This window comes from Kitasatospora cheerisanensis KCTC 2395 (assembly GCF_000696185.1).
GTDB lineage: Bacteria > Actinomycetota > Actinomycetes > Streptomycetales > Streptomycetaceae > Kitasatospora > Kitasatospora cheerisanensis.
Genome location: NZ_KK853997.1, coordinates 6,308,334 through 6,330,023, shown reverse-complemented (window position 1 = coordinate 6,330,023; position 21,690 = coordinate 6,308,334). Strand labels below are relative to the sequence as shown.

The 21,690-nt window shown below is 75.4% G+C and carries 26 protein-coding genes and 3 pseudogenes; 14 read left to right on the top strand and 15 right to left on the bottom strand.

Features of this window, described 5'->3' with window-relative positions:
* A pseudogene (locus KCH_RS42750) lies at window positions 1-537 on the bottom strand (hypothetical protein); the annotation flags it as partial.
* Window positions 538-700: 163 nt separating this feature from the next.
* On the opposite strand from KCH_RS42750, the gene KCH_RS41730 reads away from it, so the two are divergent.
* A complete protein-coding gene (locus KCH_RS41730) occupies window positions 701-1,018 on the top strand; it encodes a hypothetical protein (RefSeq protein ID WP_157032221.1) in 318 nt (105 codons plus the stop codon).
* A 117-nt stretch (window positions 1,019-1,135) separates the two neighbouring features.
* Here KCH_RS41730 and KCH_RS41725 read toward each other — a convergent pair whose 3' ends face one another.
* Genes KCH_RS41725 through KCH_RS28425 form a run of 9 tightly spaced genes read right to left on the bottom strand, consistent with a single transcriptional unit; the run spans window position 1,136 to window position 8,051 of the window.
* Complete coding sequence (locus KCH_RS41725; protein ID WP_244305470.1) at window positions 1,136-1,798, bottom strand: LLM class oxidoreductase; 663 nt, start codon at window positions 1,796-1,798, stop codon at window positions 1,136-1,138.
* Between the two features lie 16 nt (window positions 1,799-1,814).
* Window positions 1,815-2,831 carry an LLM class F420-dependent oxidoreductase gene (locus tag KCH_RS28450; RefSeq protein WP_051653548.1) on the bottom strand — a complete coding sequence of 339 codons (1,017 nt, stop codon included), beginning with the start codon at window positions 2,829-2,831 and terminating at the stop codon, window positions 1,815-1,817.
* A gap of 46 nt (window positions 2,832-2,877) precedes the next feature.
* Window positions 2,878-4,491: an ABC transporter substrate-binding protein gene (locus tag KCH_RS28445; protein WP_035867654.1), complete on the bottom strand. Its 1,614-nt coding sequence runs from the start codon at window positions 4,489-4,491 to the stop codon at window positions 2,878-2,880.
* Window positions 4,488-5,129, bottom strand: coding sequence for an ATP-binding cassette domain-containing protein (locus tag KCH_RS41720; protein ID WP_244305711.1), 642 nt, complete (start codon window positions 5,127-5,129; stop codon window positions 4,488-4,490). The genes KCH_RS28445 and KCH_RS41720 overlap by 4 nt, the downstream gene beginning before the upstream one ends.
* On the bottom strand, window positions 5,105-5,308 hold the full coding sequence (locus tag KCH_RS45120; RefSeq protein WP_244305469.1) for a hypothetical protein: 204 nt from the start codon (window positions 5,306-5,308) through the stop codon (window positions 5,105-5,107). The genes KCH_RS41720 and KCH_RS45120 overlap by 25 nt, the downstream gene beginning before the upstream one ends.
* A complete protein-coding gene (locus KCH_RS41715; RefSeq protein ID WP_051653546.1) occupies window positions 5,305-6,081 on the bottom strand; it encodes an ABC transporter ATP-binding protein in 777 nt (258 codons plus the stop codon). The genes KCH_RS45120 and KCH_RS41715 overlap by 4 nt, the downstream gene beginning before the upstream one ends.
* Window positions 6,078-6,938, bottom strand: coding sequence for an ABC transporter permease (locus KCH_RS28430; protein ID WP_035867652.1), 861 nt, complete (start codon window positions 6,936-6,938; stop codon window positions 6,078-6,080). Before KCH_RS28430 ends, KCH_RS41715 begins: the two co-directional genes overlap by 4 nt.
* The gene (locus KCH_RS41710; RefSeq protein ID WP_157032218.1) at window positions 6,935-7,102 is read right to left on the bottom strand and encodes a hypothetical protein; all 168 of its coding nucleotides are present in this window, start codon (window positions 7,100-7,102) and stop codon (window positions 6,935-6,937) included. Before KCH_RS41710 ends, KCH_RS28430 begins: the two co-directional genes overlap by 4 nt.
* A 1-nt stretch (window position 7,103) precedes the next feature.
* A complete protein-coding gene (locus KCH_RS28425) occupies window positions 7,104-8,051 on the bottom strand; it encodes an ABC transporter permease (RefSeq protein ID WP_035867650.1) in 948 nt (315 codons plus the stop codon).
* 560 nt (window positions 8,052-8,611) lie between these two features.
* On the opposite strand from KCH_RS28425, the gene KCH_RS42745 reads away from it, so the two are divergent.
* The 4 genes from KCH_RS42745 to KCH_RS46245 all read left to right on the top strand — a co-directional run bounded on the left by KCH_RS42745 (window position 8,612) and on the right by KCH_RS46245 (window position 10,246).
* On the top strand, window positions 8,612-9,256 hold the full coding sequence (locus KCH_RS42745; protein ID WP_051653545.1) for a response regulator: 645 nt from the start codon (window positions 8,612-8,614) through the stop codon (window positions 9,254-9,256).
* Entirely contained in the window at window positions 9,220-9,441 is a 222-nt protein-coding gene (locus KCH_RS37940) for a response regulator transcription factor (protein ID WP_051653544.1), read from the top strand. The genes KCH_RS42745 and KCH_RS37940 overlap by 37 nt, the downstream gene beginning before the upstream one ends.
* A gap of 110 nt (window positions 9,442-9,551) precedes the next feature.
* On the top strand, window positions 9,552-9,932 hold the full coding sequence (locus KCH_RS46250; protein ID WP_279635919.1) for a DUF2625 family protein: 381 nt from the start codon (window positions 9,552-9,554) through the stop codon (window positions 9,930-9,932).
* Window positions 9,929-10,246 (top strand): DUF2625 family protein, encoded by a 318-nt coding sequence (locus KCH_RS46245; RefSeq protein WP_279635918.1) that lies wholly within the window; start codon window positions 9,929-9,931, stop codon window positions 10,244-10,246. Before KCH_RS46250 ends, KCH_RS46245 begins: the two co-directional genes overlap by 4 nt.
* 88 nt (window positions 10,247-10,334) lie before the next feature.
* On the opposite strand, the pseudogene KCH_RS28410 reads toward KCH_RS46245, so the two are convergent.
* The 4 genes and pseudogenes from KCH_RS28410 to KCH_RS28395 form a co-directional block, all read right to left on the bottom strand.
* Window positions 10,335-11,905 (bottom strand): annotated as a pseudogene (locus KCH_RS28410) (DHA2 family efflux MFS transporter permease subunit).
* Between the two features lie 76 nt (window positions 11,906-11,981).
* Window positions 11,982-12,326, bottom strand: a complete 345-nt coding sequence (locus KCH_RS28405; protein ID WP_035867648.1) for a VOC family protein — start codon at window positions 12,324-12,326, stop codon at window positions 11,982-11,984.
* 1 nt (window position 12,327) lies between these two features.
* Complete coding sequence (locus tag KCH_RS28400) at window positions 12,328-12,507, bottom strand: ribbon-helix-helix domain-containing protein (RefSeq protein WP_035867644.1); 180 nt, start codon at window positions 12,505-12,507, stop codon at window positions 12,328-12,330.
* 25 nt (window positions 12,508-12,532) lie between these two features.
* Window positions 12,533-13,651: an epoxide hydrolase family protein gene (locus KCH_RS28395; protein ID WP_035867642.1), complete on the bottom strand. Its 1,119-nt coding sequence runs from the start codon at window positions 13,649-13,651 to the stop codon at window positions 12,533-12,535.
* Window positions 13,652-13,754: 103 nt separating this feature from the next.
* On the opposite strand from KCH_RS28395, the gene KCH_RS28390 reads away from it, so the two are divergent.
* Window positions 13,755-14,174: a MarR family winged helix-turn-helix transcriptional regulator gene (locus KCH_RS28390; protein WP_341865422.1), complete on the top strand. Its 420-nt coding sequence runs from the start codon at window positions 13,755-13,757 to the stop codon at window positions 14,172-14,174.
* 76 nt (window positions 14,175-14,250) lie between these two features.
* Entirely contained in the window at window positions 14,251-14,724 is a 474-nt protein-coding gene (locus KCH_RS28385) for an NUDIX domain-containing protein (protein ID WP_035867640.1), read from the top strand.
* 72 nt (window positions 14,725-14,796) lie between these two features.
* Here the strand turns inward: KCH_RS28385 and def are convergent, their stop codons facing one another.
* Window positions 14,797-15,444 carry a peptide deformylase gene (gene def, locus KCH_RS28380; RefSeq protein ID WP_035867637.1) on the bottom strand — a complete coding sequence of 216 codons (648 nt, stop codon included), beginning with the start codon at window positions 15,442-15,444 and terminating at the stop codon, window positions 14,797-14,799.
* A gap of 89 nt (window positions 15,445-15,533) precedes the next feature.
* On the opposite strand from def, the gene KCH_RS28375 reads away from it, so the two are divergent.
* From KCH_RS28375 to KCH_RS43515, 7 genes and pseudogenes are all read left to right on the top strand, one after another.
* Window positions 15,534-16,010, top strand: a complete 477-nt coding sequence (locus tag KCH_RS28375) for a helix-turn-helix domain-containing protein (RefSeq protein WP_035867635.1) — start codon at window positions 15,534-15,536, stop codon at window positions 16,008-16,010.
* A 106-nt stretch (window positions 16,011-16,116) separates the two neighbouring features.
* Entirely contained in the window at window positions 16,117-16,863 is a 747-nt protein-coding gene (locus KCH_RS28370; protein WP_051653543.1) for a hypothetical protein, read from the top strand.
* Entirely contained in the window at window positions 16,863-18,692 is a 1,830-nt protein-coding gene (gene asnB / locus KCH_RS28365; protein WP_035867633.1) for an asparagine synthase (glutamine-hydrolyzing), read from the top strand. The genes KCH_RS28370 and asnB overlap by 1 nt, the downstream gene beginning before the upstream one ends.
* Window positions 18,659-18,973, top strand: a pseudogene (locus tag KCH_RS47415) (flavin reductase); the annotation flags it as partial. The gene asnB and the pseudogene KCH_RS47415, both read left to right, overlap by 34 nt.
* A 98-nt stretch (window positions 18,974-19,071) precedes the next feature.
* Complete coding sequence (locus KCH_RS47410; RefSeq protein WP_167574137.1) at window positions 19,072-19,299, top strand: flavin reductase family protein; 228 nt, start codon at window positions 19,072-19,074, stop codon at window positions 19,297-19,299.
* Window positions 19,296-20,771: a 4-hydroxyphenylacetate 3-hydroxylase N-terminal domain-containing protein gene (locus KCH_RS28355; protein ID WP_035867629.1), complete on the top strand. Its 1,476-nt coding sequence runs from the start codon at window positions 19,296-19,298 to the stop codon at window positions 20,769-20,771. Before KCH_RS47410 ends, KCH_RS28355 begins: the two co-directional genes overlap by 4 nt.
* Window positions 20,768-21,652, top strand: a complete 885-nt coding sequence (locus tag KCH_RS43515) for a class I SAM-dependent methyltransferase (RefSeq protein ID WP_051653542.1) — start codon at window positions 20,768-20,770, stop codon at window positions 21,650-21,652. The genes KCH_RS28355 and KCH_RS43515 overlap by 4 nt, the downstream gene beginning before the upstream one ends.
* Window positions 21,653-21,690: the final 38 nt, after the last annotated feature.

The following is a 21,690-nucleotide window of genomic DNA, read 5'->3' as shown; positions in this document are numbered from 1 at the left end:
GGCGGCTTCGACGACGAGCAGCAGCCAGGGGACCGCCAGCAGCGGGGCGAGGAGTTCGCGGGCGAGCCGCTCGGGGGTGCCGGGCAGGCCGGGGCCGCCGGCCCGGTCGAGGTCGGTGACGACGACGGTGCGCGGGGTGCCGTCCTGGAGTGCTTCGAGCAGGTCGGCGGGGTTTCCGGCGGTGAGTCCGAGCAGGTCGGCGACGCGGGTGGCGGCCGAACGGACCGTCAGTCCTTCGACGTCCAGCAGGGCGTGGACGCGGCGGCCGGGCCGGGGGTGGTCGGGCGGGCAGGCGGCGGCCAGCCAGGTGAGCAGGTGGGTGCGGCCGCTGCCGGAGGAGCCGGCGACCCGGCAGAGGCGTGGTCCGCGGGTGTCCTCCAGCCAGGCGAGCAGGGCGCGGCCGGCGGGCCGGCGGCCGGCGCCGAGCGGGGGCAGTCCGGGCGGCGGCGCATCGGCGGGGAGAGCGGGACGGGGTCGGCGAGCGGGCGGCGGTGGCGCGGGTTGGGCCGGTAGGCGGCGTCCGGCCCGGGGGGCCAACTGCCTTGCACGGCATGGACGGGGACGCGTCCGGCCGGGTCCGTCCCCTCGTCGAGGAGGTACCGCCAGGCGCCTCCGTCCTGCCCCTGCGGGCCGGTCCCCTGCTGGCCGGCTTCCGGTCGGCCGTGCGTCGCTGCGCCGTTCACTGTTCGCGCTGTCCTTCGTGTCCGTCCCCGTGCGCCGGCCCCGTCGCGGGGTGGTGCGCGGCCCGGCCGGTGCGCCCGGCGTGGCCCGCCCCCCGTTCATCTCCGGCGGCGGCACAGCCTACTGGAGGTGCGGGTACGTCCGTTCGACCGGAACCCCGGCGGCGGGCGGGAGCGTGATGGAGGAGGCCGGAGTCCCGGTGCGGCACTTGTTCCTGCGGGTGCCGGACGAAGTCCTGGCGGCCCGGATCGACGGGGGCTGCCTCACCCCGGACGATCCGGGCGACTTCCTGGACGGTGAGCTGACGCCCGCGCAGCTCGCCGACCCGGCACTGTGAACCGGCTCACCCGGCCCTCCGTCATGTCGTCCCTCCCCGGCCGGAGCCCGCCGCCGCGCGGCCCGCTCCGACCTCACCAACTCCGCCGCGGCGGCGACGGGTTGCGGAGCTGGGTGATCAACTCCCGTCGCAGTGCGCGGGCCTGGGGTGTCGGGAAGGCCAGGTGCAGGACCTGGACGCCGGCGGCGCGGAGCAGGTGGAGCCGGGTGGCGACGGTGTCGGGGGTGCCGGTGTAGGCCGTGGCGAGGTGGCGGCGGGTGGGGGCGTCGGTGTGCTGGAGGAGGTCGCGGAGTCGGCGGTGGGCGGCCGCGTCGGTCTCGGCGAGGACGACGGTGACGTGGCGTGAGATGCGCAGGGTGCGGCCGTGCCGGGCCGCGGCGGCGTGCGCCTCGGCGATTCGGCGGCGGGTGTCGGGCAGCGGGAGGGCGGGACGTCGTACACCTGGGCGTGGCGGGCGGCGAGTTGGAGGGAGCGGGGCGAGGCGCCGCCGAGGGTGAGCGGCCGGGTGAGGAGGGAGAGGTGTTCCTCGGAGCCGGCGTCGACGCTCAGGTACGTGCCGAAGCGGCCGTCGGCGGGCACGGGTGTGCCGGCCCGGTGGGCGACGGCGATCCGCAGGCGGCTGGTCGCGGCGAGGGCCCACTCGGCCGCGGGCCACTCCTCCGCCTCGAACGGGAGGACGAGTGCGCCGTCGTACCCGTCCTCCTCCAACTCTCTTGCCGCTGCGGTCACTTCGAGGGGAGTGGGCGCAGCCCGTATCTCTCCGTGCAGTTCGAGGTCCATCACGGTTCTCCTGGAGTCACCTCGCGGCGGGCCCGAGGCGGGCGAGGGTGTCGAGCAGGCGGGTGCGGCTGGCGAACACCTCGGGGGGCGGTGAGACGTACAGCTGGATGGCGGTGACGCCGGGCTGCTGGTAGCGCAGGATCTGTTCCCGGCACTCCTCGGGCGAGCCGCTGAGGAACAGGCTGTCGACGACCTCGTCGGGCAGTGCCCGCTGGGCGCCGTCGTGGTCGCCGTCGGCCCAGCGCTTGTGCGTCTCGGCGAGCAACTCGCCGTTGCCGAGCCACTGGTGGAACTTGCGGTAGGGCTCGCGGTTGAGGATCCAGGTGAGGAACGGCCGGCTGGCGCGGTGCGCGTACGCGGTGTCCTCGGTGGGGCAGACGAAGACCTTGACGACGAGTTCCTTGCCGGGCGGCTGCGGCCCGACCACGTCGAGCACCTTGGGCAGGTCCTGGGCACTCAGCAGGTTGGTGATCGCGCCGTCCCCCTCGGTGAAGCCGAGCCGCAGCATGCCGGGCCGGAGCGCGCCGAGGATGACCTTGACGGGTTCGGCGGGCGGGTGCGGCAGGCGGTAGCCGGTGATGGAGAAGGTGTCGAAGTCGCCCGCGACGTGCTCGCCGCGCAGCGCGGCGGTGAGGAAGCGCAGCACGTCGCGGGTGCGCTTGAAGGGTTCGTCGAACGGGATGCCGTTGATGTCGGTGACGTGCGCGGGCACGGACGCGCCGATGCCCAGCAGCACGCGGCCGGGGGCGAGTTGGGCGAGGGTGGCGGCGGTCTGGGCGAGCACCGCGGGGCCGCGGGTGTGGACGGGGACGATGCCGGTGGCGATCCGCAGGTGGGGCGACCAGGCGGCGGTGGCGGCGAGCGGGGTGAACGCGTCGGTGCCGCCGCCCTCCGCGCTCCACACGTCGCCGTAGCCGAGGTCCGGCAGCCGTTCCACCAGGAAGCGGTGCCGGTCGATGGTGAGCCCGGGCAGCGGCAGGGTGATGCCCCAGGCGGGCGGCGGCTGGTGGTGCGGCGAGGTGCTGGTCGTCATCGAAAGGCCTTTCTGCGAACGGTACGTGGCGCGCGCCGGGGGTCGGCTACTTGCCGACGCGGACGGTGGTGAGGTCGAGGAACCAGGACTGCGGCTGGACGAGTCCGTGGACGGTCGGGGCGAGGGCGCGCGGGTTGCGGTCGTTGACCACGAACAGCCACGGGGCGTCCTCGGTGACCTGGCGCAGCGCGGTGCGGTAGGCGGCCTGCCGGGCGGTCGGGTCGGGGTTGGCGGCGGCGCTCGCGATCAGGCTGTCGACCTTCGGGCTGGCGTAGTGCCCGGTCCAGAAGGGGCTGTTGGAGCCGACGAACAGCGGCAGCAGCGCCTCGGACTGGAACAGCGTGGTGGACTGGGCGATGGCGTCGGAGCCGAGCGCGACCTGGCCCTTGGCCTCGGCGCCGATCAGCGTGGTCCAGTCGGTGGTGCGGATCTCCACCTTGATGCCGACGGCGGCGAGGTCGCGCTGGAGGGCCTCGGTGATCGGCACCGGCAGCAGGTTGCCGGATCCGCCGGTCGGCACCGTCACGGAGGTGGTGAACCCGTTGGGGTAGCCCGCGTCGGCGAGCAACTGCCGTGCCTTGGCGGGGTCGTGGGAGTAGCGGTCGCCGGTCGGGTCGTAGGCGGCGGTGGCCCGCGGGGCGGCCTGGAAGGCGGGGTCGGCGGTGCCGTGCAGCAGGTTGCCCGCGACGGCCTGCCGGTCGATCGCGTAGTTGGCGGCCTGCCGGACCCGGACGTCCGCCCACGGGCCCTTGCCGGTGTCGAGGATCCAGTACCAGAGGTGGTCGTAGCTGTTGGTGAGGATCTGCGCGCCGGCGGCCTTCAGGCTGTCCAGGTCGTCGGGGTTCGGGTACTCGATCCAGTTGACGCCGCCGGAGCGCAGCGCGGCGGTGCGGGCCGCCGGGTCGGGCAGCGCCTTGACGATCAGCCGGTCCAGCCGGGGGGCGCCGCGCCAGTACGTCCGGTTGGCGGCGAGTTCGACCTGCTGGCCCTCGGTCTGCGAGACGAAGCCGAACGGGCCGGTGCCGACCGGGTGTTGGGCGAAGTCCTTGGTGCCGCTCTTGCGGACGGCGGTGGGGCTGGCGATCAGGACGTGCGCCAGGTCCTCCGGAAAGTGCCCGTTGGGTGCGGTGGTGACGAGCTCGATGTGGGTGTCGTCGGTCTTGCGGTAGGCGGCGATGTCGCCGGCGTACTCCTTGGCGGCGGCGCCGAGCGCGTCGGTGTACTCGGGGCTGGCGGTGTCCAGGTAGCGGTGCAGGTTGAACAGCACCGCGTCGGCGTCGAACGGGGTGCCGTCCTGGAAGGTGACGCCCTTGCGGAGGGTGAAGGTCCAGGTCAGCCGGTCCGGTGCGACCTGCCAGGACTCGGCGAGCGCGCCGGTGATCTGCGGCGGCCGGTTGGTGTCCTTCAACAGCTCGTAGCGGGTGAGCCCTTCGTAGATCTGGAAGCTCAGCAGGCGCTTGCCCTCGAAGCCGGCGCCGCCGATCACGGTGTCCAGGTTGGGCAGCTTCCCGGTCGCGCCGATCACCAGGGTGCCGCCGCCGGAGCCGCCGGCCGAGTCTCCCGCCCCCGGGTCCGTGCCGCCGCAGCCGGCGGCCGTCAGCAGGACGGCGGCGGCGGCCAGCGCGGCGGCTCTCGGACGGGTGCGGGTGTGCTTGCTCATGACGGTTCCTCGCTCGGTTCGGTGTGCAGGCCCGCGCCGGCCAGCGCCACGTGCGGGCCGGATGCGTCCAACAGGGCCTGGGTGTACGGGTGTTGTGGTGCGTTCCAGAGGGTCTCGGTGAGGCCCTGCTCGACCACCCGGCCGGCCCGCAGCACGAGCGTGCGGCTCGCGAAGCGGGCGACGGCCGAGAGGTCGTGGGAGACGAACAGGTAGGCGGTGCCGGTGCGTTCGCGCAGCTCGGTCAGCAGGTCGAGCAGCCGGTGCCGGGTGTCCGGGTCGAGTGCGGAGGTCGGCTCGTCGCAGACCACCAGGGCGGGTCCGGTGGCCAGTGCCCTTGCCACCGCGACGCGTTGCAGCTGGCCGCCGGAGAGTTCGCGGGGCAGCCGGCGGGCCAGTTCGGGTGCGAGGCCGACCTGCCGGAACAACTCGCCGATCCGCGCCGCGCGTTGACGGCGCGGCACGCCGTGCGCGCGGAGCGCGAAGCCGACCGCCTCGCCGGCCCGCAGTGCGGGGTTGAGCGAGCCGCGCGGGTGCTGCGGCACGAACTGGAGCCGGCCCCGCACGGCGCGGTCGGCCCGCGCCCGCAGCCGGGCCGGGTCGCGCCCCTCGAAGGTCACCGTCCCGCTGTCGGGCCGCAGCAGCCCGAGTGCGAGCCGCGCCAGGGTGGACTTCCCCGACCCGGACTCCCCACCAGCGCGACGGCCTCCCCGGCCCGCACCTCCAGGCTCACCCCGGTCACGGCCGGGCGGCCCGCCCAGCTCTTGCCGACCTCGTCGAGTCGCAGCAGCGGGGCGCTCGTCGATCGCTCGTCGGTCATCGGCGGGCTCCTGCCGGGGCGGCGGCGGTGGGCTGCCCGGCCGGGACGAGGAGGGCCCCGGCCGGTCCGGTGGCGGTCACCCGGCCGTGCCGGAGCACGGCGAGGGTGCCGCCGATCCGGGCGGCGGCGGACAGGTCGTGGGTGACCAGGAGCAGCGCGAGGCCGCGTTCGGTGCGCAGGGTGGTGAACAGGTCGAGGATGCGGACCCGGACCAGGGCGTCCAGGGCGGTGGTCGGCTCGTCGGCGATCAGCAGCTCGGGCCCGCAGGCCACCGCGAGGGCGATCGCGGCGCGCTGCCGCAGCCCGCCGGAGAGTTCGTGCGGGTAGGCGGCGGCCGCCCGTTCCGGGTCGGGCAGTCCGGCGTCGGCGAGCACCGGCAGCGCGGCCGCCCGGGCGGCCCTGCGGCTGTCGGCGAGGCCGTGCCGGCGCAGCACCTCGGCGAGCTGGGCGCCGATCCGGCGCAGCGGGTCGAGGGTCGCGGACGGGTCCTGCGGGACGTAGCCGATCCGGCGTCCCCGGATCCGCGTCAACTCCCGTTCGGGCAGGCCGAGCAGCTCGGTGTCGCCGAGCCGCACCGAGCCGCGGACGGTGGCGCCCCGGCCGGGCAGGCCGAGCACCGTCCGGGCGAGGGTGGTCTTCCCGCTGCCGGACTCCCCGAGCAGCACCAGCGCCTGCCCGGCCGCGAGCTCCAGCCGGACGCCGTCCACGGCCCGCACCCCGCCGGCGTACTCGACCGTCAGGTCCTCGACGCGCAGCGCCGTCGTCCCGGTCATCGCGCCGCCTCCGTGCCGTCGCCGACCCGGGGCCGCAGCGTCTCGCCGAGGGAGTTGAAGAGCACCGAGACGGCCAGGATCACCAGGGCGGGGATCGCGGCGAGCCAGGGGTGGGTGAAGAGCGCGGGGCGCAGCTCGTCCAGCATCGCGCCCCATTCGGGGGCGGGCGGGGCGACGCCGAGGCCGAGGAAGGACAGTCCGGCGGCGTAGACGATGGCGAGGCCGACCAGCGAGGTCGCGTAGACCAGCACCACGGGGGCGACCACCGGCAGGACCTGACGGAGCACCAGGGCCGGCCAGGTCGCGCCGCTGACCCGGGCGGCCTCCAGGAACTCGGCGGAGCGGATCCGCCGGGTCTCGGTGAACGCGACCCGGGCGACGGCCGGGGTGAGCACCACGGACAGCGCCAGCACCGTCGAGCCCAGGCCCGGGGTGAGCAGGGTGGCGACGGCGATCGCCAGCAGGACGCCGGGGAACGCGTACAGCACGTCGAGGGTGCGCAGCAGGGCCTGCTCGGTGGCGCGTCCGCCGAGTCCGGCCGCGATGCCGACCAGGGCGCCGGCCAGGCCGGCCACCGCGACCGGCAGCAGGCCGGCGGTGAGGGACGGGCGGGCGGCCCAGAGCAGGCGGCTGAGCAGGTCGCGCCCCTGGCTGTCGGTGCCGAGCAGGTGGCCCGCGCTGCCGGGGTCGAGCAGCCGGTCGGCGAGCTGTCCGGCGGACGGGTCGGCGGGGGCGAGCAGCGGCGCGGCGACGGCCAGCAGCACGGGCAGCAGCGCCCCGGCCGCGGCCAGGGCGACGGCCGGGATCCTGCGTGCGCGCGTCCGGGCGATGCCGTCCGGGAGTCGCTGGGCGGTCATCCGGCCACCCCCGTCCGGGAGTCGGCGCCGGGCGCCCAGAGCAGGCGGCTCAGCGGGCCGCCGCCGCGCGGCACGGCCAGCCGGATCGTCCCGGTGCGGACGGACAGCACCAGCGTCACCGCGGGCCGGTCCGTTCCGTTGCACGGACGTCGATTTGTCGTCATGTCAGCTCCGCACCCTGGGGTCGATCGCGGCGTGCGCGGCATCGACCAGCAGGTTGATGCCGACGAAGGCGGTGGCGACGATCAGCACGCCGCCCTGGACCAGCGGCAGGTCGCGGGCGGTGAGCGCGTCGTAGAGCAGACGGCCGAGGCCGGGCCGGGCGAACAGGGTCTCCACGAAGACGACTCCCTCCAGCAGGTAGGCCAGTTGCAGGCCGCCGATGGTCAGCAGCGCGGGCGAGGCGTTGTGCGCGCAGTGCCGCAGCACCGCGAGCCGGCTCAGGCCGCGGGCGCGCAGCCCGTCGGCGAGCTCGCCGGCCAGGACGGCGGACAGCGCGGCGCGGTGGACGCGGGCGGTGAGGCCGAGCGGGACGAGTGCGGCGGCGGTCGCGGGCAGCAGCAGGTGGCGCAGTTGGTCGAGGGCTCCGCCGCCGGCGCCGAACGCGTCCTGGGTGCCGCCGGCCGGGAGCAGCTGCCAGTGGACGGCGAACACGGCGATCAGCAGCAGCGCCACCGAGTACTGCGGGGCGGAGACGGCGAGCGTGGAGGCCGCGCCGGACAGGCGTCCGGTCCAGCCGCGCGGGCGCAGCGCGCCGAGCGTGCCCAGCAGGACTCCGCCGGCCAGCACCAGCGCGAACGCGGCGGCGGTGAGCGTCAGGGTCTGGCCGAGGGCGGGCAGCAGCTGGGCGGTGACGGGTCGTTGGGTGGAGGTCGAGGTGCCGAGGTCGCCGGTGAGGGTGTGGCCGAGCCAGTCCAGGTAGCGGACGGGCAGCGGCCGGTCGAGGCCGATCCGTTCCGCCAGCGCCTGCCGGGCCTCGGCGGGTGCGCCGGGGCCGAGGAACGCGGTGACGGGGTCGCCGGGGACGAGCGCGACGGTGGCGAACACGACGGCGCTCACCCCCAGCAGGGTGGGCACCGCGAGGAGCAGGCGGCGCAGCAGGAATCCGGTCACGGGGTGCCCGGTCCGGCGGCGGCGGTCAGGGTGGCGGGCATCGGGCGGTGCGGTCCTCCGGTTCGGCGGCGGGGCGGCGCGAGGGTCTTCGGTGCTCGGCGGCGCGGCCCGTCGGGGTTGTCCAGGCCGAGGGTTGCGGAGGTGCGGGCGGGCAGCCAGCCAGGTGTTCATGCGGGTACCGGTGGTCATAGGAACGGCCGGAGGGGGTATCGCGGTGGGGACGACATCCGGGCTGCGGACCGTCCTTGACCGTCCGTCAGCGGCGTACATACGATTTCCGGTATGGCATATCGGCGGACCGACTTCACCCTCTGGGGGATCGGCGGCTCGTGGCACCGCAGGTGCTTCGACGAGACCTGTCGCCCCGCCGCGGTGCGCCGCCGCCGGTCTGACCCCGGCCCCGGAGCGCCCGCCCTTCCTCCGCCGGGGATCCCGCCGCCGCCTCCGAACGCGGCCGATCCCCCTCTCCCGTGCCGGGCCCGCGCCCCGGCCCGCCGCCTCCGAGGGGACCGATCCGCCATGCACCCGCACCCCGTCACGCCCTCCCGCCGGGAGGAACCGTGCCCGCGCTGACCAGGGGCGCCACCCGCACGCTGCGACCGCCGGCCCGGCGCGCCGCCCACGCGATGGACGCCCTGCACACCGAGATCGACAACCCGCTCGACCTGCTGGCGGGCCACCACCTGCTCGCCGAGCCCGCCTGCACCTGCGGCCTCCCGCAGTGCCCGTCCGCCGGGGCGACGCCGCAGGCCGTCGCCACCCGCATCTTCCTGATCGAACGTCACCCGGTGGTCAGCGCCGGACTGCGCAGCGTCCTCGCCGCCGCGCCCGACCTCGCCGTGGTCGGCTCCGCGACCGACCCCGGGCACGCGGTCGCCGCCGTCCACCGGGTCCGGCCCGACCTCGTCCTGCTCGGCCGCGGGCCGGGCCTGGACGCCGACCTCGCCGCCGTCGCCGCGCTGCGCCGGCCCGACGGCGCACCCGACGCCCGGATCCTGCTGCTGCGCCGCGCCGGCACCACCACCGAGGCCAGCCGCATCCTGATGGCCGGCGGCAGCGGCTGCTTCCCGCTCGACCTGCCGCCCGACCGCATCATCGACGCCGTCCACCTCGCCGCCGCCGGCGCGACCCTCTTCCTCCCCGCCCCGCACCCGTCCGCCCGCACCCCGTGCCGGCCGAACGCCCGCTCGACCAGGCCGGCCTGACGGACCGTGAGCGCCAGGTCCTCACCCACCTCGCCCTCGGCCTCAGCAACGCGGAGATCGCCCGCCGCCTCGCCCTCGCCGAAGCCACCGTCAAGAAGCACCTCACCCACGCCATGCGGAAGACCGGCCAGTCCGACCGCCTCCGCGCCGCCCTCTACGCCGTCCGGCACGGCCTGACCGGCTGACCCGCGCAGCGGCTGGCACGGCCTGACCGGCTGACCCGCGCACCGGCCGGGCCGGGCCGGGCCGGGCCTGCGATCATCCTCGGAAGCGCGAACTCGCCGAACTCCTCGACGTGCCCGACCCGGCCTGGCCGGAGCTCCGGACCGCACTGGCCGCCGCCCCCTCGGTCCGGGCGCTGCCGGTCGACGAACGGGAGGGCCGCCGGTGTCTGCGGCAACTCCAGGTCACCGCGCGCTCCACGCTGGGCGCGCTGACGCTGCACACCGGCGGCCTGCTGGTCGACGACGGCTGGCTGCGGGTGTACGGCGGCGGGACGGGAGCCGGGGACGGGCTGCCGAGCCTGGGCCGGGTCAACCGGTTCCCGGCCGCGCCCGATCCCGCGTGGCACCCGGGGACGGGTCTGGTCCTCGGCCACGACGTGCTCGGCGGGGTCTTCGCCCTCAACGGCCACGACCCGGCCGGCGCGGGCCGACCCGGCGCGCCGGCCGGGTGACCTACTTCGCCCCCGACTCGCTGGAGTGGGAGCCGCTGGACGTCGGCCACTCGGCGTGGCTCTCCTGGCTGCTGGCGGGCGGGGCGGAATCGTTCTACGACAGCCTGCGATGGCCGGGCTGGCGCGAGGAGGCCGCCGCCCCGACGGCGTCCCAGGGCATCGCGGTCCACCCCTTCCTCTGGTCGCAGGAGGCCCGGAAGGACCTGCGGGCCACCAGCCGCCGCCCCGTCCCGCTCTCCGAACTCCTCGGCCTGGCTGCCGACTTCACCCGGCAGTTCGGCCTCCCCGACCCGGGCTTCCTCGGCGACGCGTAGCGGGCACGGGCAGCCGTCCGCGCCACTCGCCCCGTCCCGGGCCCCGGGCGGCTGCGTCGCTGCGCCTGCACCCCGACCGGGCGCTCCGCTACTTGCGGGCCGGCGCCGGGGAGTCGGCGTCGGCCGGGGCCGGCGCGGGGCTCGCGCGGTCGGGGCGGCGGCCCCGGACGAGGAGGCAGGCGAGGGCGCCGAGGGCGACCACCACGACGGGCAGCAGCAGGGTCGGGCGGACGGCGTGGACGACGCCGTGGTCGAAGGCGGCCGCCGCCAGGCGGTCGACCTGCCGGGCCAGCTCCGCGGGCGTGTCGGGCGGGAGGTCGACGGTCGGGCCGCCGCCCCGTCCGGTGCCCAACTCCCGCCCGCCGGCGGCGGCTTCGCGAACGCCGGTCAGGAAGCGGTCGCGGACCTCGGCGGGCAGGCCGGCGGCCTCCCGGGCCGCTTCGTCCCGGACGGCGGCGGCCAGGCGGTTCTGGAGGAGCGCGCCGACCGCGGCGCTGCCGATCACCGTGCCGATCTGACGGATCGTGTTCAGGACCCCGGACGCCGCCCCGGCCGTCGCGGGCGGCACGTGGTACATGGCGACCGTGACCATCGGGCCGAACACGCAGCCGATGCCGACGCCCGCCGTGACCAGCGCGGGCTGGAACTCCCACCAGGCCCGGCCGAGGCCGACGACCCCGGCGAGCCAGGCCAGGCCGGCCGCGAACAGCGCCAACCCGGCCAGCAGGACCGGCTTCCCGCCGATCCGGTCCGCCAGCCGTCCCGCGAACGGGGACAGCACCGCGGACACCACCATCGCCGGGGCCATCACGAGTCCGGCCGCCAGGGCGCCGAACCGCAGCACCGACTGGAGGTAGATCATCACCGGCAGGAACAGGCCGAGCATACCGACCTGGACGGTCGCGGAGACGAAGCTCATCGCCGCGAAGTCGCGGGCCCGGAACAGCGCGAACGGAAGCAGCGGCTCGCGGTCCTGCCGGGCGCGCTGGTGGAGCAGGAACAGCACCAGCAGCACCGCCGCCGCGCCCAGCAGCGCCAGGATCCCGGCGTTCCAGCCGTACCGCTGGCCCTCGGTGAGGCCGAAGGTCAGGCAGACCAGGGCGGCCGCGGCGAGCAGCACGCCGACCAGGTCGATCCTGCGCCGGCCGCCGTGGCGGACGTCCGGCACCAGTGCCAGGGCCATCACCAGGACGAGCGCCCCGATCGGGACGTTGACCAGGAAGATCCACCGCCAGCCGGCCGAACCGGCCAGGAACCCGCCGAGGGTGGGCCCCGCGATCGTGGCCACGCCCGCGACCCCGCCCCAGACGCCGAGGGCGGCGCCCGCCGCTCGGCCGGGAACGTCCCGATGATGATCGTCATCGTCTGCGGCATCAGTGCGGCCGCGCCCAGGCCCTGAAGGGCCCGGGCGGCGACGAGTTGGGCCGGGTCCCGGGCCAGCGCGCACAGCACCGACGCCACCGTGAACACCGCGACGCCGCCGACGAACACCGCGCGCGGCCCGCGCACGTCACCCAGCCGGCCGAAGGTGATCAGCAGCGCGGCGAGGACCAGGATGTAGACGTTGATCACCCACAGCATCCGGTCCAGCGATGCGTGCAGGTCGCCGATCATGCCGGGGAGGGCCACGTTGACGGCCGTCAGGTCCAGCAGGGTCATGAAGAAGCCCAGACTGAGCGTCAGCAGGACCGCCCAGGGATTGCCGCGCCACCTGCGCATCGCGTCCGCCCCCGGGTCAGCTCTTGGCGGGGGCCTGCAGGCTCCACACCCGGCCGTCGGGGTCGCGGACGGTCATCTCCCGCGTCCCGTAGTGGGTGTCCTGGAACGGGGTGACCACCTCCACCACCGGGTCGGGGCGGAACCCGTCCGGGTCCGGCACCTTCAGCGCCACCTGCACGGCCGGCTGCCGGTCCTCGGGGACCTCGACCAGCACCAGGTACGGCCCGTCGCCGTTGCGGAACACCCCGGAGCCGTCACCCGTCGAGGGCTCCAGCCGGTACCCCAGCTCCTGGAAGAACTTGGCGCTCCTCCCCCAGTTGTGCGTCTCCACGAAGACCGCCTCGAATCCCGCGCTTGCCATCTCACGACTCCTTGTCGGACGGGGACTGCCGCTGCTGCCGGGCGTCTTCGAGGTAGGCCCGCAGTGCCTCGGCGACCAGCGCGGACAGTGACATGCCCGTCTCGATCGCGTGGTGCTTGACCTCCCGGATCAGCCCCAGCGGCAGGTACACGTTGAACTGCTTGACTTCCGAATCACCCATGAGCCGATACTAGCTCGCTAGATTGCTAGCATCCTAGCCCCCGGGAGGCGCTCCTGTCCGCCTCTGCCGCCAGGGTCGTGAAGAACTCCCGGACGTCCCCGGCGAAGGCCGCCGGCACCTCCATCGCCGCGAAGTGGCCGCCGCGCTCGAACTCCGACCAGTGCCGGATGTCGTACCGCCGCTCGGCCAGCGGCCGCACCGAACGGGTGATGTCGTGGGCGAACACGGCCACGCCGACCGGCACCGGGCACGGGAGGCCCCCGCGCGGGGCGTCGTGGTGCAGGCGCGCGGAGGACGCCGCGGTGGCGGTGAACCAGTACAGCGCCACGTCGGTGAGCATCCGGTCGTCGTCGATCGGTGCCGCCGGGTCGGTCCAGTGCGCGAACCGCTCGGCGATCCAGACCAGTTGGCCGACCGGCGAGTCGGTCAGCGGATAGCCGATGGTCTGCGGGGTGAGGGCCTGGAGCGCCTGGTAGGGCGGCCGGTTCGCCATCAACTGCCGGATCTTGTCGAGCCGCTCCTCGTCCGCCGCGGACAGTTCGATGCCCGCGGCCGGATCCGGCGGCGTCGGAAGGTAGTTGACGTGCACGCCGACGACCCGCTCGGGTGCGACCGCGCCGAGCGCCAGCGAGATCCCCGCCCCGAAGTCGCCGCCCTGCGCGCCGTAGCGCTCGTAGCCGAGCCGGCGCATCAACTCCGCCCAGACCCGCGCGATCCGGGCGGTGTCCCAGCCCCGTTCGCGGGTCGGCCCGGAGAAGCCGTAGCCCGGGACGGACGGGATCACCAGGTGGAAGTCGCGCGACAGCGGCTCGATGACGTCGAGGAACTCCAGGAACGACCCGGGCCAGCCGTGGGTGAGGACCAGCGCGAGAGCGTCCGGCTTCGGGGAGCGGACGTGGAGGAAGTGGATGCGCTGGCCGTCGATCTCGGTGGTGAAGTGCGGGAGTTCGTTGAGCCGGGCCTCGTGCGCGCGCCAGTCGTAGCCGCTCCGCCAGTGCTCGGCGAGCTCCTTGAGGCGCGCCAGCGGGAAGCCGTAGTCCCAGCCGGCGCCGGCGACCTCGTTGGGCCAGCGGGTGCGGGAGAGCCGGTCGGCCAGGTCGTCGAGGTCGGCCTGCGGGATGTCGATGCGGAACGGCTTGATCACGGTCTTCTGCTCCAGGGAGAGTCGCTCGGACGCCGAAACGTTAGTGGCACTAACGGAAGGTAGACTGTTAGTCGCACTAACGCAAGGAGTGGAGGACCCGCCCGTGGACCAGCCGCCCGGACCCGCCCCGACCCGGCTGCGCGCGATCCCCAGCCGGCTGATCGCCGGCGCCGCGATCGCCGCGGACCGGATCGTCGCCGATCGCCTCGCCACCGAAGGCGCGCGCAAGTGGCACTTCGCCGTACTGGCCGCCCTCGCCGAGACGGGCGCCGCCAGCCAGGCCGAACTCGGCCGCCGCACCGGCATCTACCGCAGCGACATGGTCGCCGTCCTCAACGAACTCGCCGACGCCGACTGCGTCCGCCGCGACCCCGACCCGGTCGACCGCCGGCGCAACGTCATCACCCTCACCCCCGCCGGCCGCCGCCACCTGGAACGCCTCGACGCCCTCGTCTCCGACGCCCAGCGCGAGCTCCTCGCCCCCTCACCCCCGCCCAGCAGAGCGAACTCGTCCACCTGCTGACCGTCCTGACGGAACACCACCGCCCCGGGCACGGCGCCTGACGGCGAGGACCCGGCGGGCGGCTACAGTCGTCGACATGACCGCCCCTCAGCCCCCCGAGGCCGTCGCCCGGCCGCGGACCGCCTCGGGCGTGCTGTTCTTCGACGCGAGCGGCCGGGTGCTGCTGGTGAAGCCCACGTACAAGGAGGGCTGGGAGATCCCCGGCGGCTACCTGCGGGAGGGCGAGACGCCGAGCGCGGGCGCGGCCCGCGAGGTGGCGGAGGAGCTGGGCATCACCCCGCCGGTCGGCCGCCTCCTCGCCGCGGACTGGGCGCCGCACCCGACCGAGGGCGACAAGCTGCTGTTCGTCTTCGACGGCGGAGTCCTCCCGGACGCCGAACGGGCCGCCATCACGCCGGACCGGGTCGAGATCGGCGCCTGCGCGTTCCACCCGGCGGCCCGGCTCGACGCCCTCCTGATCCCCCGTCTCGCCCGCCGGGTGCACGCCGCGATCGCTGCCCGGGAGCACGGCACGACCGCCTACCTGGAGCACGGGGTCCCCCACCGGTAGGCGGACGGCGCCGGGCAGCCGGCCGGGTACCCGTACTCCCGTGCCGGAAAGCCCGGTTCACGCCACCGGCGGCTACGTGCCGAGGCGGGACGCGTTCGCCGCGCGGCGGGCGAACACCTCGTCCTGGCGGTCGGCCATCTCGCGGAGGGCGGACTTGCGGTCGCGCGCGGACAGCCGGTCGAGGTAGAGCCGGCCGTGCAGGTGGTCGGTCTCGTGCTGGAGGCAGCGGGCGAAGTAGCCGTGGCCCTCGACGGTGAGGGGGCGGCCGTGCAGGTCGTACCCGTGGACGACGGCGTGGTCGGGGCGGGCGACGGTGCGGTGCGGGCCGGGGACGGACAGGCAGCCCTCGGCCTCTTCGAGCAGGCGGCGGTGCGGAGCCGGGGCCTCGTCCAGGACGGGGTTGGCGAGGTGGCCGACGTGGCGGACGCCCCAGTCGTCGGTGATGTCCCAGATGAACAGTTGCAGGTCGACGTCGACCTGGTTGGCGGCCAGGCCGGCGCCGTCGGCGGTGTGGTTGGTGGCGAACATGTCGTCGACCAGGCGGGCGAGTTCGGGGGTGCCGAACTCGGTGACGGGGCGGCAGCGGCGGTGCAGGACCGGCTCGCCGACCACGGTGATCCGGCGGACCGCACCGCGCACGGTCTCGGGGGCGAGCGCGGGGTAGCTGTCGACGGGTTCGCCCTGGCCCCGGACCCGGCGGTCCTGCGGGGTGGTGGCCATGCCTGGAACCGCACCTCTTCTCGACGGTGATCGGCGGGGGCCGACCTGACGGCTTGTCATTCGCTTGGCAAAGTAGCACGCTTTGCAAAGTGACCGAGGAGACCGACCTGACCCAGCCGCCCCTGCCGCCGGGCGTCCGCCGCCCGCTGCCCGACCACCCCGTGCGGCTCGCGCTGCTCGACCTGCTGGCCGAGGCCGGCACCGTGACCTCCACCGGGGCCGCCGCCCGGCTCGGGCTCAGCTCGGGGCTGTGCTCCTTCCACCTGCGGCAGTTGGCCCGGTACGGCCTGGTCGAGGAAGTCCCGCAGGGCGGCCGCGCCCGCCCGTGGCGGCTGCGCTGGGCGACCGACGCCGCCCCCGCCCCGCACCCCGTCCACCCGCCGGCCGAGCCGGCCGACCCGGCCGAGCCGTTCACCGCCGTCCTGCACCTGACGCCCGCCGAGGCCGCCGAACTGACGCGCCGGATCGAGGAGTTGGTGGGCCGGTACGTCGGCCGCGAGCACCGCCCGCGCGGCGCCCGGCCGTACGCCGCGGCGGCCCGGATCGTGCCGCTCCTGCCCGGCTGAGGGCGACGAAGGTCGCCCGCGGGGGATCCGTTCGGGGCTTCTGGGGGCCGGTGGGCGCTGCCTAGCGTGGCTGGCAGGACGCAGCCGGGCGGAGGGAGAAGCACCGATGGGCGTCGTGCCCGAGGGCGGGACCGGGCCGGACAGGGTCGCACTCCTGCCGGTGGACCGGGACCAGGAAAGACAGGAGCGGTGGCGCTCGCCGTACCGCTCGATGCCGGACGGCGAGCGCTCCGCGCTGTGGCGCCGCCGGCTGCACGAGGCGGAGGCCGGGCTGACCCGGTACCTGGTGAGTCTCGGCGACCAGCCGCAGCTCGCCGAGTGGTTCGCGCTGCAGGGCGAGATCTTCGCCGACCTGCCGGACGGCTCCGCGCCGTCCGCGCAGTGGCAGCGGCTGTTCTTCCGCGGCCAGGCGCTGATGGAGCGCTTCCTGGTGCGGCACTACGGCGAGCAGGTGCTCGCGGCCTGGGCCGCGTCCAACGCGGAGGTGCACCGCACCGTCGAGCCGGACCACGGCCGGGGCGCGGCGGACCCGATCCACCGGATCGCCCGGCAGGCCGAACTGTACGGCTCCGACTACGAGTTCGACGACGCGCGGCCGCCGGGCCCGCAGCAGGCGGCGCTCACCATCACGCACTGCGCGATCTGGGACTACCGCGAGCAGGCCCGCCGCAGCGGGGTGACGATCACGCTCGCCTCGCCGTGCACGTACTGCACGCACGCGCTGTCCGCGAACATCCGCGCCAAGGGCTTCCGCCCGGCGCACCGCCTGCTCTCGGGGCCGACCGGCCACGGCTGCCACTGGGAGGCGAGCGCCGAGGAGCGGGAGAACGACGAGACGACAGGAGCGGCCTGATGTGCGGAGTGACCGGCTGGCTGGACTGGGCGGAGGATCTGCGGCTGCGTGGGGAGACCGTCCGCCGGATGACGGAGACCCTGCTGTGCCGGGGTCCGGACGCCGACGGGGTGTGGCTGTCGCGGTACGCGGCGCTGGGCCACACCCGGCTGGCGGTGATCGACCTGGAGGGCGGCCTGCAGCCGTTCGCGGACGGCGAGCCGGTCCGCGCGGTGCTGGCGTACAACGGCGAGCTGTACAACCACCGTGAGCTGCGGGCCGAGTTGGAGGCCTACGGGCACGTGTTCCGGACCCGCTCCGACACCGAGGTGGTGCTCCGCGCGCACCTCCAGTGGGGGCACCTGGCGGCGGCCCGGTTCAACGGGATCTTCGGCTACGCGCTGTGGGACCACCTGCGCGAGGAACTCCTGCTGGTGCGCGACCACTTGGGCATCAAGCCGCTGTACTGGCACCGGTACGCGAACGGGGTGCTGTTCGGCTCCGAGCCCAAGGCGGTGCTCGAGAACCCGCTGCTGCCCGCCGAGTTGGACGCCGAGGGGATCGCCGAGCTGTTCGCGCTGCCGGCCGCGCCGAGCGCCGGCCACGGACTGTTCCGCGGCCTGCACGAAGTCCGGCCCGGGCACGTGGTGGTGGCGAACCGCCGGACGGTGCGCGAAATCCCGTACTGGCAGCTGGAGTCGGCGCCGCACCAGGACGACGCGGCGACCACCCTGGCCACCGTGCGGGAGCTGCTCGCCGACGCGGTGGAGCGGCAGCTGGTCAGCGACGTCCCGCTGTGCACGCTGCTCTCCGGCGGCGTGGACTCCTCGGCGATCACCGCGCTGGCCGCGGCCGCCCGGGAGCGGAACGGCCAGGGCAAGATCACCAGCTTCTCGGTGGACTTCCCCGGCAGCGCCGACCGCACCCCCGACGCCTGGCGCACCGGCCAGGACGCCCCGTTCGTGCGGGCCGCCGCCGAGCACATCGGCACCGTGCACACCAGCGTGCTGATCCCCGACGACGACCTGCTGGACGCCCGCGCCGCCGTGCTGCGGGCCCGCGACCGGCCCGGCTGGGGCGAGATGGACGCCTCGCTGCACCTGCTGTTCCGCGAGGTGCGGCGGCGCTCCACCGTCGCGCTGTCCGGCGAGGCCGCGGACGAGGTGTTCGGCGGCTACCCGTACTTCCACGACGCGCCGGCGCTGGCCTCCGGCACCTTCCCGTGGCTGCACGGCCGCACCACCCCGGCCGCGCTGCTGCGCCCGGACGTGCGGGCCGAGGTCCGGCCGGCCGAGTACACCGCCGCCGCGTACCGCAGCAGCCTCGCCTCGGTGCCCCGGCTGCCCGGCGAGGACCCGGCGGCGGCCAAGGTACGGGAGACCTTCCACCTGGCGCTGACCCGCTGGCTGCCCTCGCTGCTGGACCGGGTGGACCGGGTGTCGATGTCGGTCGGCCTGGAGGTGCGGGTGCCGTTCTGCGACCACCGGCTGGTCGAGTACCTGTGGAACGTGCCGTGGGAGCTGAAGTCCCCCGGCGGCCGGCCCAAGGGGCTGCTCCGGGACGCGGTGCGCGACCTGCTGCCGCCGCAGGTGACGGACCGTCCGAAGTCCGGCTACCCGTCCACCCCGGCGGTGCGCTACACCGAGGTGCTGACCGCCCGCGCCCACGAGCTGCTGGCCGACCCGGCGGCGCCGGTGTTCGACCTGGTGGACCGGGAGCTGGTGCGCCGTCACCTCGCCGAGGGCCGGCCGCTGCCCGGCCCGCGCACCGCGCCGAACCCGGTCGGCGGCCTGGACCACCTGGTGCAGGTCGACGAGTGGCTGCGCGCCTACCGGGTGGGTCTGCGGTGAGCGCGCCGGCCCGCGAGACGGACCGCGCGGCGGCGAACGGCGTCGCGGCGGGCGGTGCGCGGGGCGACGCCGCCGCCCGTGCCGCACTCACCGAAACCGCTTTCCGGTCGGCCGCCCGGCACTGGCCGACCGGGGTCGCCGTGCTCACCGCCCGCTGGGCGGGCGTCGACTACGCGAAGACCGTCTCCTCGTTCAGCACCCTCTCGCTCGACCCGCTGCTGATCGGCGTCGCCATCTCCCGGCACAGCCCGCTGGCGGCGGCGGTCCGCGAGGGCGGCCGGTTCGCCGTGTCGGTGCTGGGCGAGCACCAGGCGGAGCTGGCCCGCCGGTTCGCGCTGCCGGGCGCGGGCCGGGCCCGGGCGGGTTCGCCGACCTGCCGGTGCTCGCCGCGCCGACCGGCTCGCCCGTCCTGGCCGGCGCGCCGGCCTGGTTCGACGCCCGGCTGCACGCCGAACTCCCGGCCGGCGACCACCTGCTGCTGGTCGGCGCGGCCCTCGCGGTCGGCGAGGGCCCGGGCCTCCCGCTGCTCCACCACGCCGCCCGGTACCGCCGGCTCGGCCCCGAACTCCAGTCAACCGACGTACCACTCAGAGGAGTTGGCGCATGACCCTGCTGTCCCCGGACCCGCGCGGGCTGCTCACCGGCGCCCGCTACCTGGCCGAACTCGACGACGGACGCGAGCTGTACCTCGACGGGCAGCGCGTCCCCAACCCGGCCGAGCACCCCGCGTTCCGGCCCGCCGCCGAGGAGCTCGGCCGCCTGCTGGACCTCCAGCACCTGCCCGAGCACCGCGAGTTGCTCACCTTCAAGGACCCGGACACCGGCCTGCGCCTGGCCCGCGCCTACCAACCGCCCACCACCCTGGAGGAGTTGCGCGTCCAGCGGCGCAGCGCCGAGTTCTGGCACGCCGAGGCGCTCGGCCAGCAGGGCCGCTCCCCCGCGTTCATGGCCTCGATCGCCGTCGGCGTGCACGACTTCCGCCACCAGCTGGCCTCCGCCGATCCCCGGTTCGGGGCCAACGCCGAGGCCTGGTACCGGCATTGCGCGCAGAACGACCTGGTGCTGTCGCACGCGCTGGGCGACCCGCAGATCGACCGCTCGGCGAACCCGCTGGACGATCCCGACCTGGCGCTGCGCGTGCTGTCGGAGAACGAGCACGGCATCGTGGTGCGCGGCGCCAAGCAGTTGACCACGCTGGCGCCGCTGGCGCACGAGGTGCTGGTCTACCTGTCGGCGTCGTTCACCCAGGGCCGGGCCGAGCAGTTCGTGGTCTGGTTCGCGCTGCCGCTGAACACCCCGGGTCTGATCACGCTGGCCCGCGAGCCGCTCGGCACCGCCGCCTGGGGGCACGGCCACCCGCTCGGCGCCCGCTACGACGAGCAGGACGCGATGCTGTTCTTCGACGACGTCCTGGTGCCGTGGGACCGGGTGTTCCTGCTGCGCGACGCCGGCCTGGCCCGCCGCGGCCTGGCCCGGATCAACGCCTGGAGCGCCTACGTCGGCCACATCCGCTACCGGGAGCGCCTGCGCACGCTGCTGGCCACCGCCACCCTGCTCGCCGAGTCCATCGGCGTCAGCCAGTTCCGCAACATCCAGGAGGACCTGGGCCGGCTCGCCGGGTACGCCGAGCTCACCGAGTACTTCCTCGACGCGGCGGAGAACCGCGGCGCGCTCACCGACGCGGGCCTGTTCGCGCCCGGCGACACCTTCGCCTCCCGGGTCTGGTCCGCCGAGGTCGCGGGCGACGCCGTCGACATCGTCCGGCGGATCGGCGCGTCCGGCCTGCTGATGCAGCCCTCCCCCGGCGACCTCGCCAACCCCCGGCTGCGCCCGCACCTGGAGCGGTACATGCGCGGCCGGGAGACCGACGTGGAGCTCAAGTCCCGGCTGTTCAGGCTGGCCTGGGAGCTGACCGGGGACGGCTTCGGCCAGCGCCAGGACCTGTACGAGTACGTCCACCGCGGCGACCTCGCCCGCAACCGCATCAACGTCTTCCACCGCTACGACCAGTCCGCGACCAGGGCCCGGCTGCTCGCCCTGCTCGACCCCGCCACCAGCGTTCAGGAGGCCCGCGCGTGAGCCCGTCCGCCGTCGAGATCCAGGCCCGCACCCTCGCCGGGTACGCCGACGCCAGCCGGCTGCGCCAAGTCCACGACCGGGACTGGGTGCTGGACCGCGTCACCGGCAGTCCCGAGACGCTCGTCGACCTGGGCAGCGGCATCGGCCAGCTGCTGGAGAGCGCGCTGCTGCGCTTCCCCTCGCTGCGGCTGGCCGTCGGCCTGGAACGCTCCGAGCACCGGATCGCCGAGGCCGCGCAGCGGCTCGCCCCGTACGGCGAACGCGCCGTGCTGCACGCCGCCGACCTCACCGCGCCCGAGCAGCTCCCGTACCGCGCCCAGGTGATCACCCAGACCTCGGTGCTGCACTGGCTGTACCCCGACGAGGACCGGATCTTCGCCTGGGTCGCCGCCCACCTCGCCCCCGGCGGGCGCTTCCTGCTCACCACCTACCACCCCGCCCGGGACGCCCACGGCCTGGGCGGCGAGGACGAGTTGGTGCGCGACGCGCTCTCCGCGCTCGGCACCCCCGCCGAGGACGTCCCCGCGCTGCTCGCCGCGCACGGCGTGCTGCCGATCGCCACCCGCACCCGCACCGTCGACGAGCTGCTCGCCGTCCTCGCCCCGCACCTGCGCGTCGCCGGCCACGCCGAACGCGACGCGGTCGTCACCGTCGAGTCGGCCGCGCAGTACGAGCACTTCCACGCGGCGACCTTCGGCGACTACTACGCGCGGGTGCTGCCCGCCGAGCGCCGCGCCGACTTCTACCGGGCCGTCGGCGCCGCCGCCCTGCGGCGCCAGGAGGAACGCGGGCACGTCAGCCACATGCCCGTGCGGCTCTGGGAATTGACGGCACGTGAGGAGTTTGTTTCAGAAACCGGAAACCGCCCGTCACGCGCCTAGGGTGGGTGCGCGACGACCCGCAGCCGCCCGCGACGAGG

Excerpts from the sequence above, each read along its gene's own strand:
- KCH_RS41725 (WP_244305470.1), bottom strand. The coding sequence starts at position 1,798 with ATGGACCTCGAACTGCACGGAGAGATACGGGCTGCGCCCACTCCCCTC.
- KCH_RS28450 (WP_051653548.1), bottom strand. The coding sequence starts at position 2,831 with ATGACGACCAGCACCTCGCCGCACCACCAGCCGCCGCCCGCCTGGGGC.
- KCH_RS28445 (WP_035867654.1), bottom strand. The coding sequence starts at position 4,491 with ATGAGCAAGCACACCCGCACCCGTCCGAGAGCCGCCGCGCTGGCCGCC.
- KCH_RS45120 (WP_244305469.1), bottom strand. The coding sequence starts at position 5,308 with ATGACCGACGAGCGATCGACGAGCGCCCCGCTGCTGCGACTCGACGAG.
- KCH_RS41715 (WP_051653546.1), bottom strand. The coding sequence starts at position 6,081 with ATGACCGGGACGACGGCGCTGCGCGTCGAGGACCTGACGGTCGAGTAC.
- KCH_RS28430 (WP_035867652.1), bottom strand. The coding sequence starts at position 6,938 with ATGACCGCCCAGCGACTCCCGGACGGCATCGCCCGGACGCGCGCACGC.
- KCH_RS41710 (WP_157032218.1), bottom strand. The coding sequence starts at position 7,102 with ATGACGACAAATCGACGTCCGTGCAACGGAACGGACCGGCCCGCGGTG.
- KCH_RS28405 (WP_035867648.1), bottom strand. The coding sequence starts at position 12,326 with ATGGCAAGCGCGGGATTCGAGGCGGTCTTCGTGGAGACGCACAACTGG.
- KCH_RS28400 (WP_035867644.1), bottom strand. The coding sequence starts at position 12,507 with ATGGGTGATTCGGAAGTCAAGCAGTTCAACGTGTACCTGCCGCTGGGG.
- KCH_RS28385 (WP_035867640.1), top strand. The coding sequence starts at position 14,251 with ATGACCGCCCCTCAGCCCCCCGAGGCCGTCGCCCGGCCGCGGACCGCC.
- def (WP_035867637.1), bottom strand. The coding sequence starts at position 15,444 with ATGGCCACCACCCCGCAGGACCGCCGGGTCCGGGGCCAGGGCGAACCC.
- KCH_RS28370 (WP_051653543.1), top strand. The coding sequence starts at position 16,117 with ATGGGCGTCGTGCCCGAGGGCGGGACCGGGCCGGACAGGGTCGCACTC.
- asnB (WP_035867633.1), top strand. The coding sequence starts at position 16,863 with ATGTGCGGAGTGACCGGCTGGCTGGACTGGGCGGAGGATCTGCGGCTG.
- KCH_RS28355 (WP_035867629.1), top strand. The coding sequence starts at position 19,296 with ATGACCCTGCTGTCCCCGGACCCGCGCGGGCTGCTCACCGGCGCCCGC.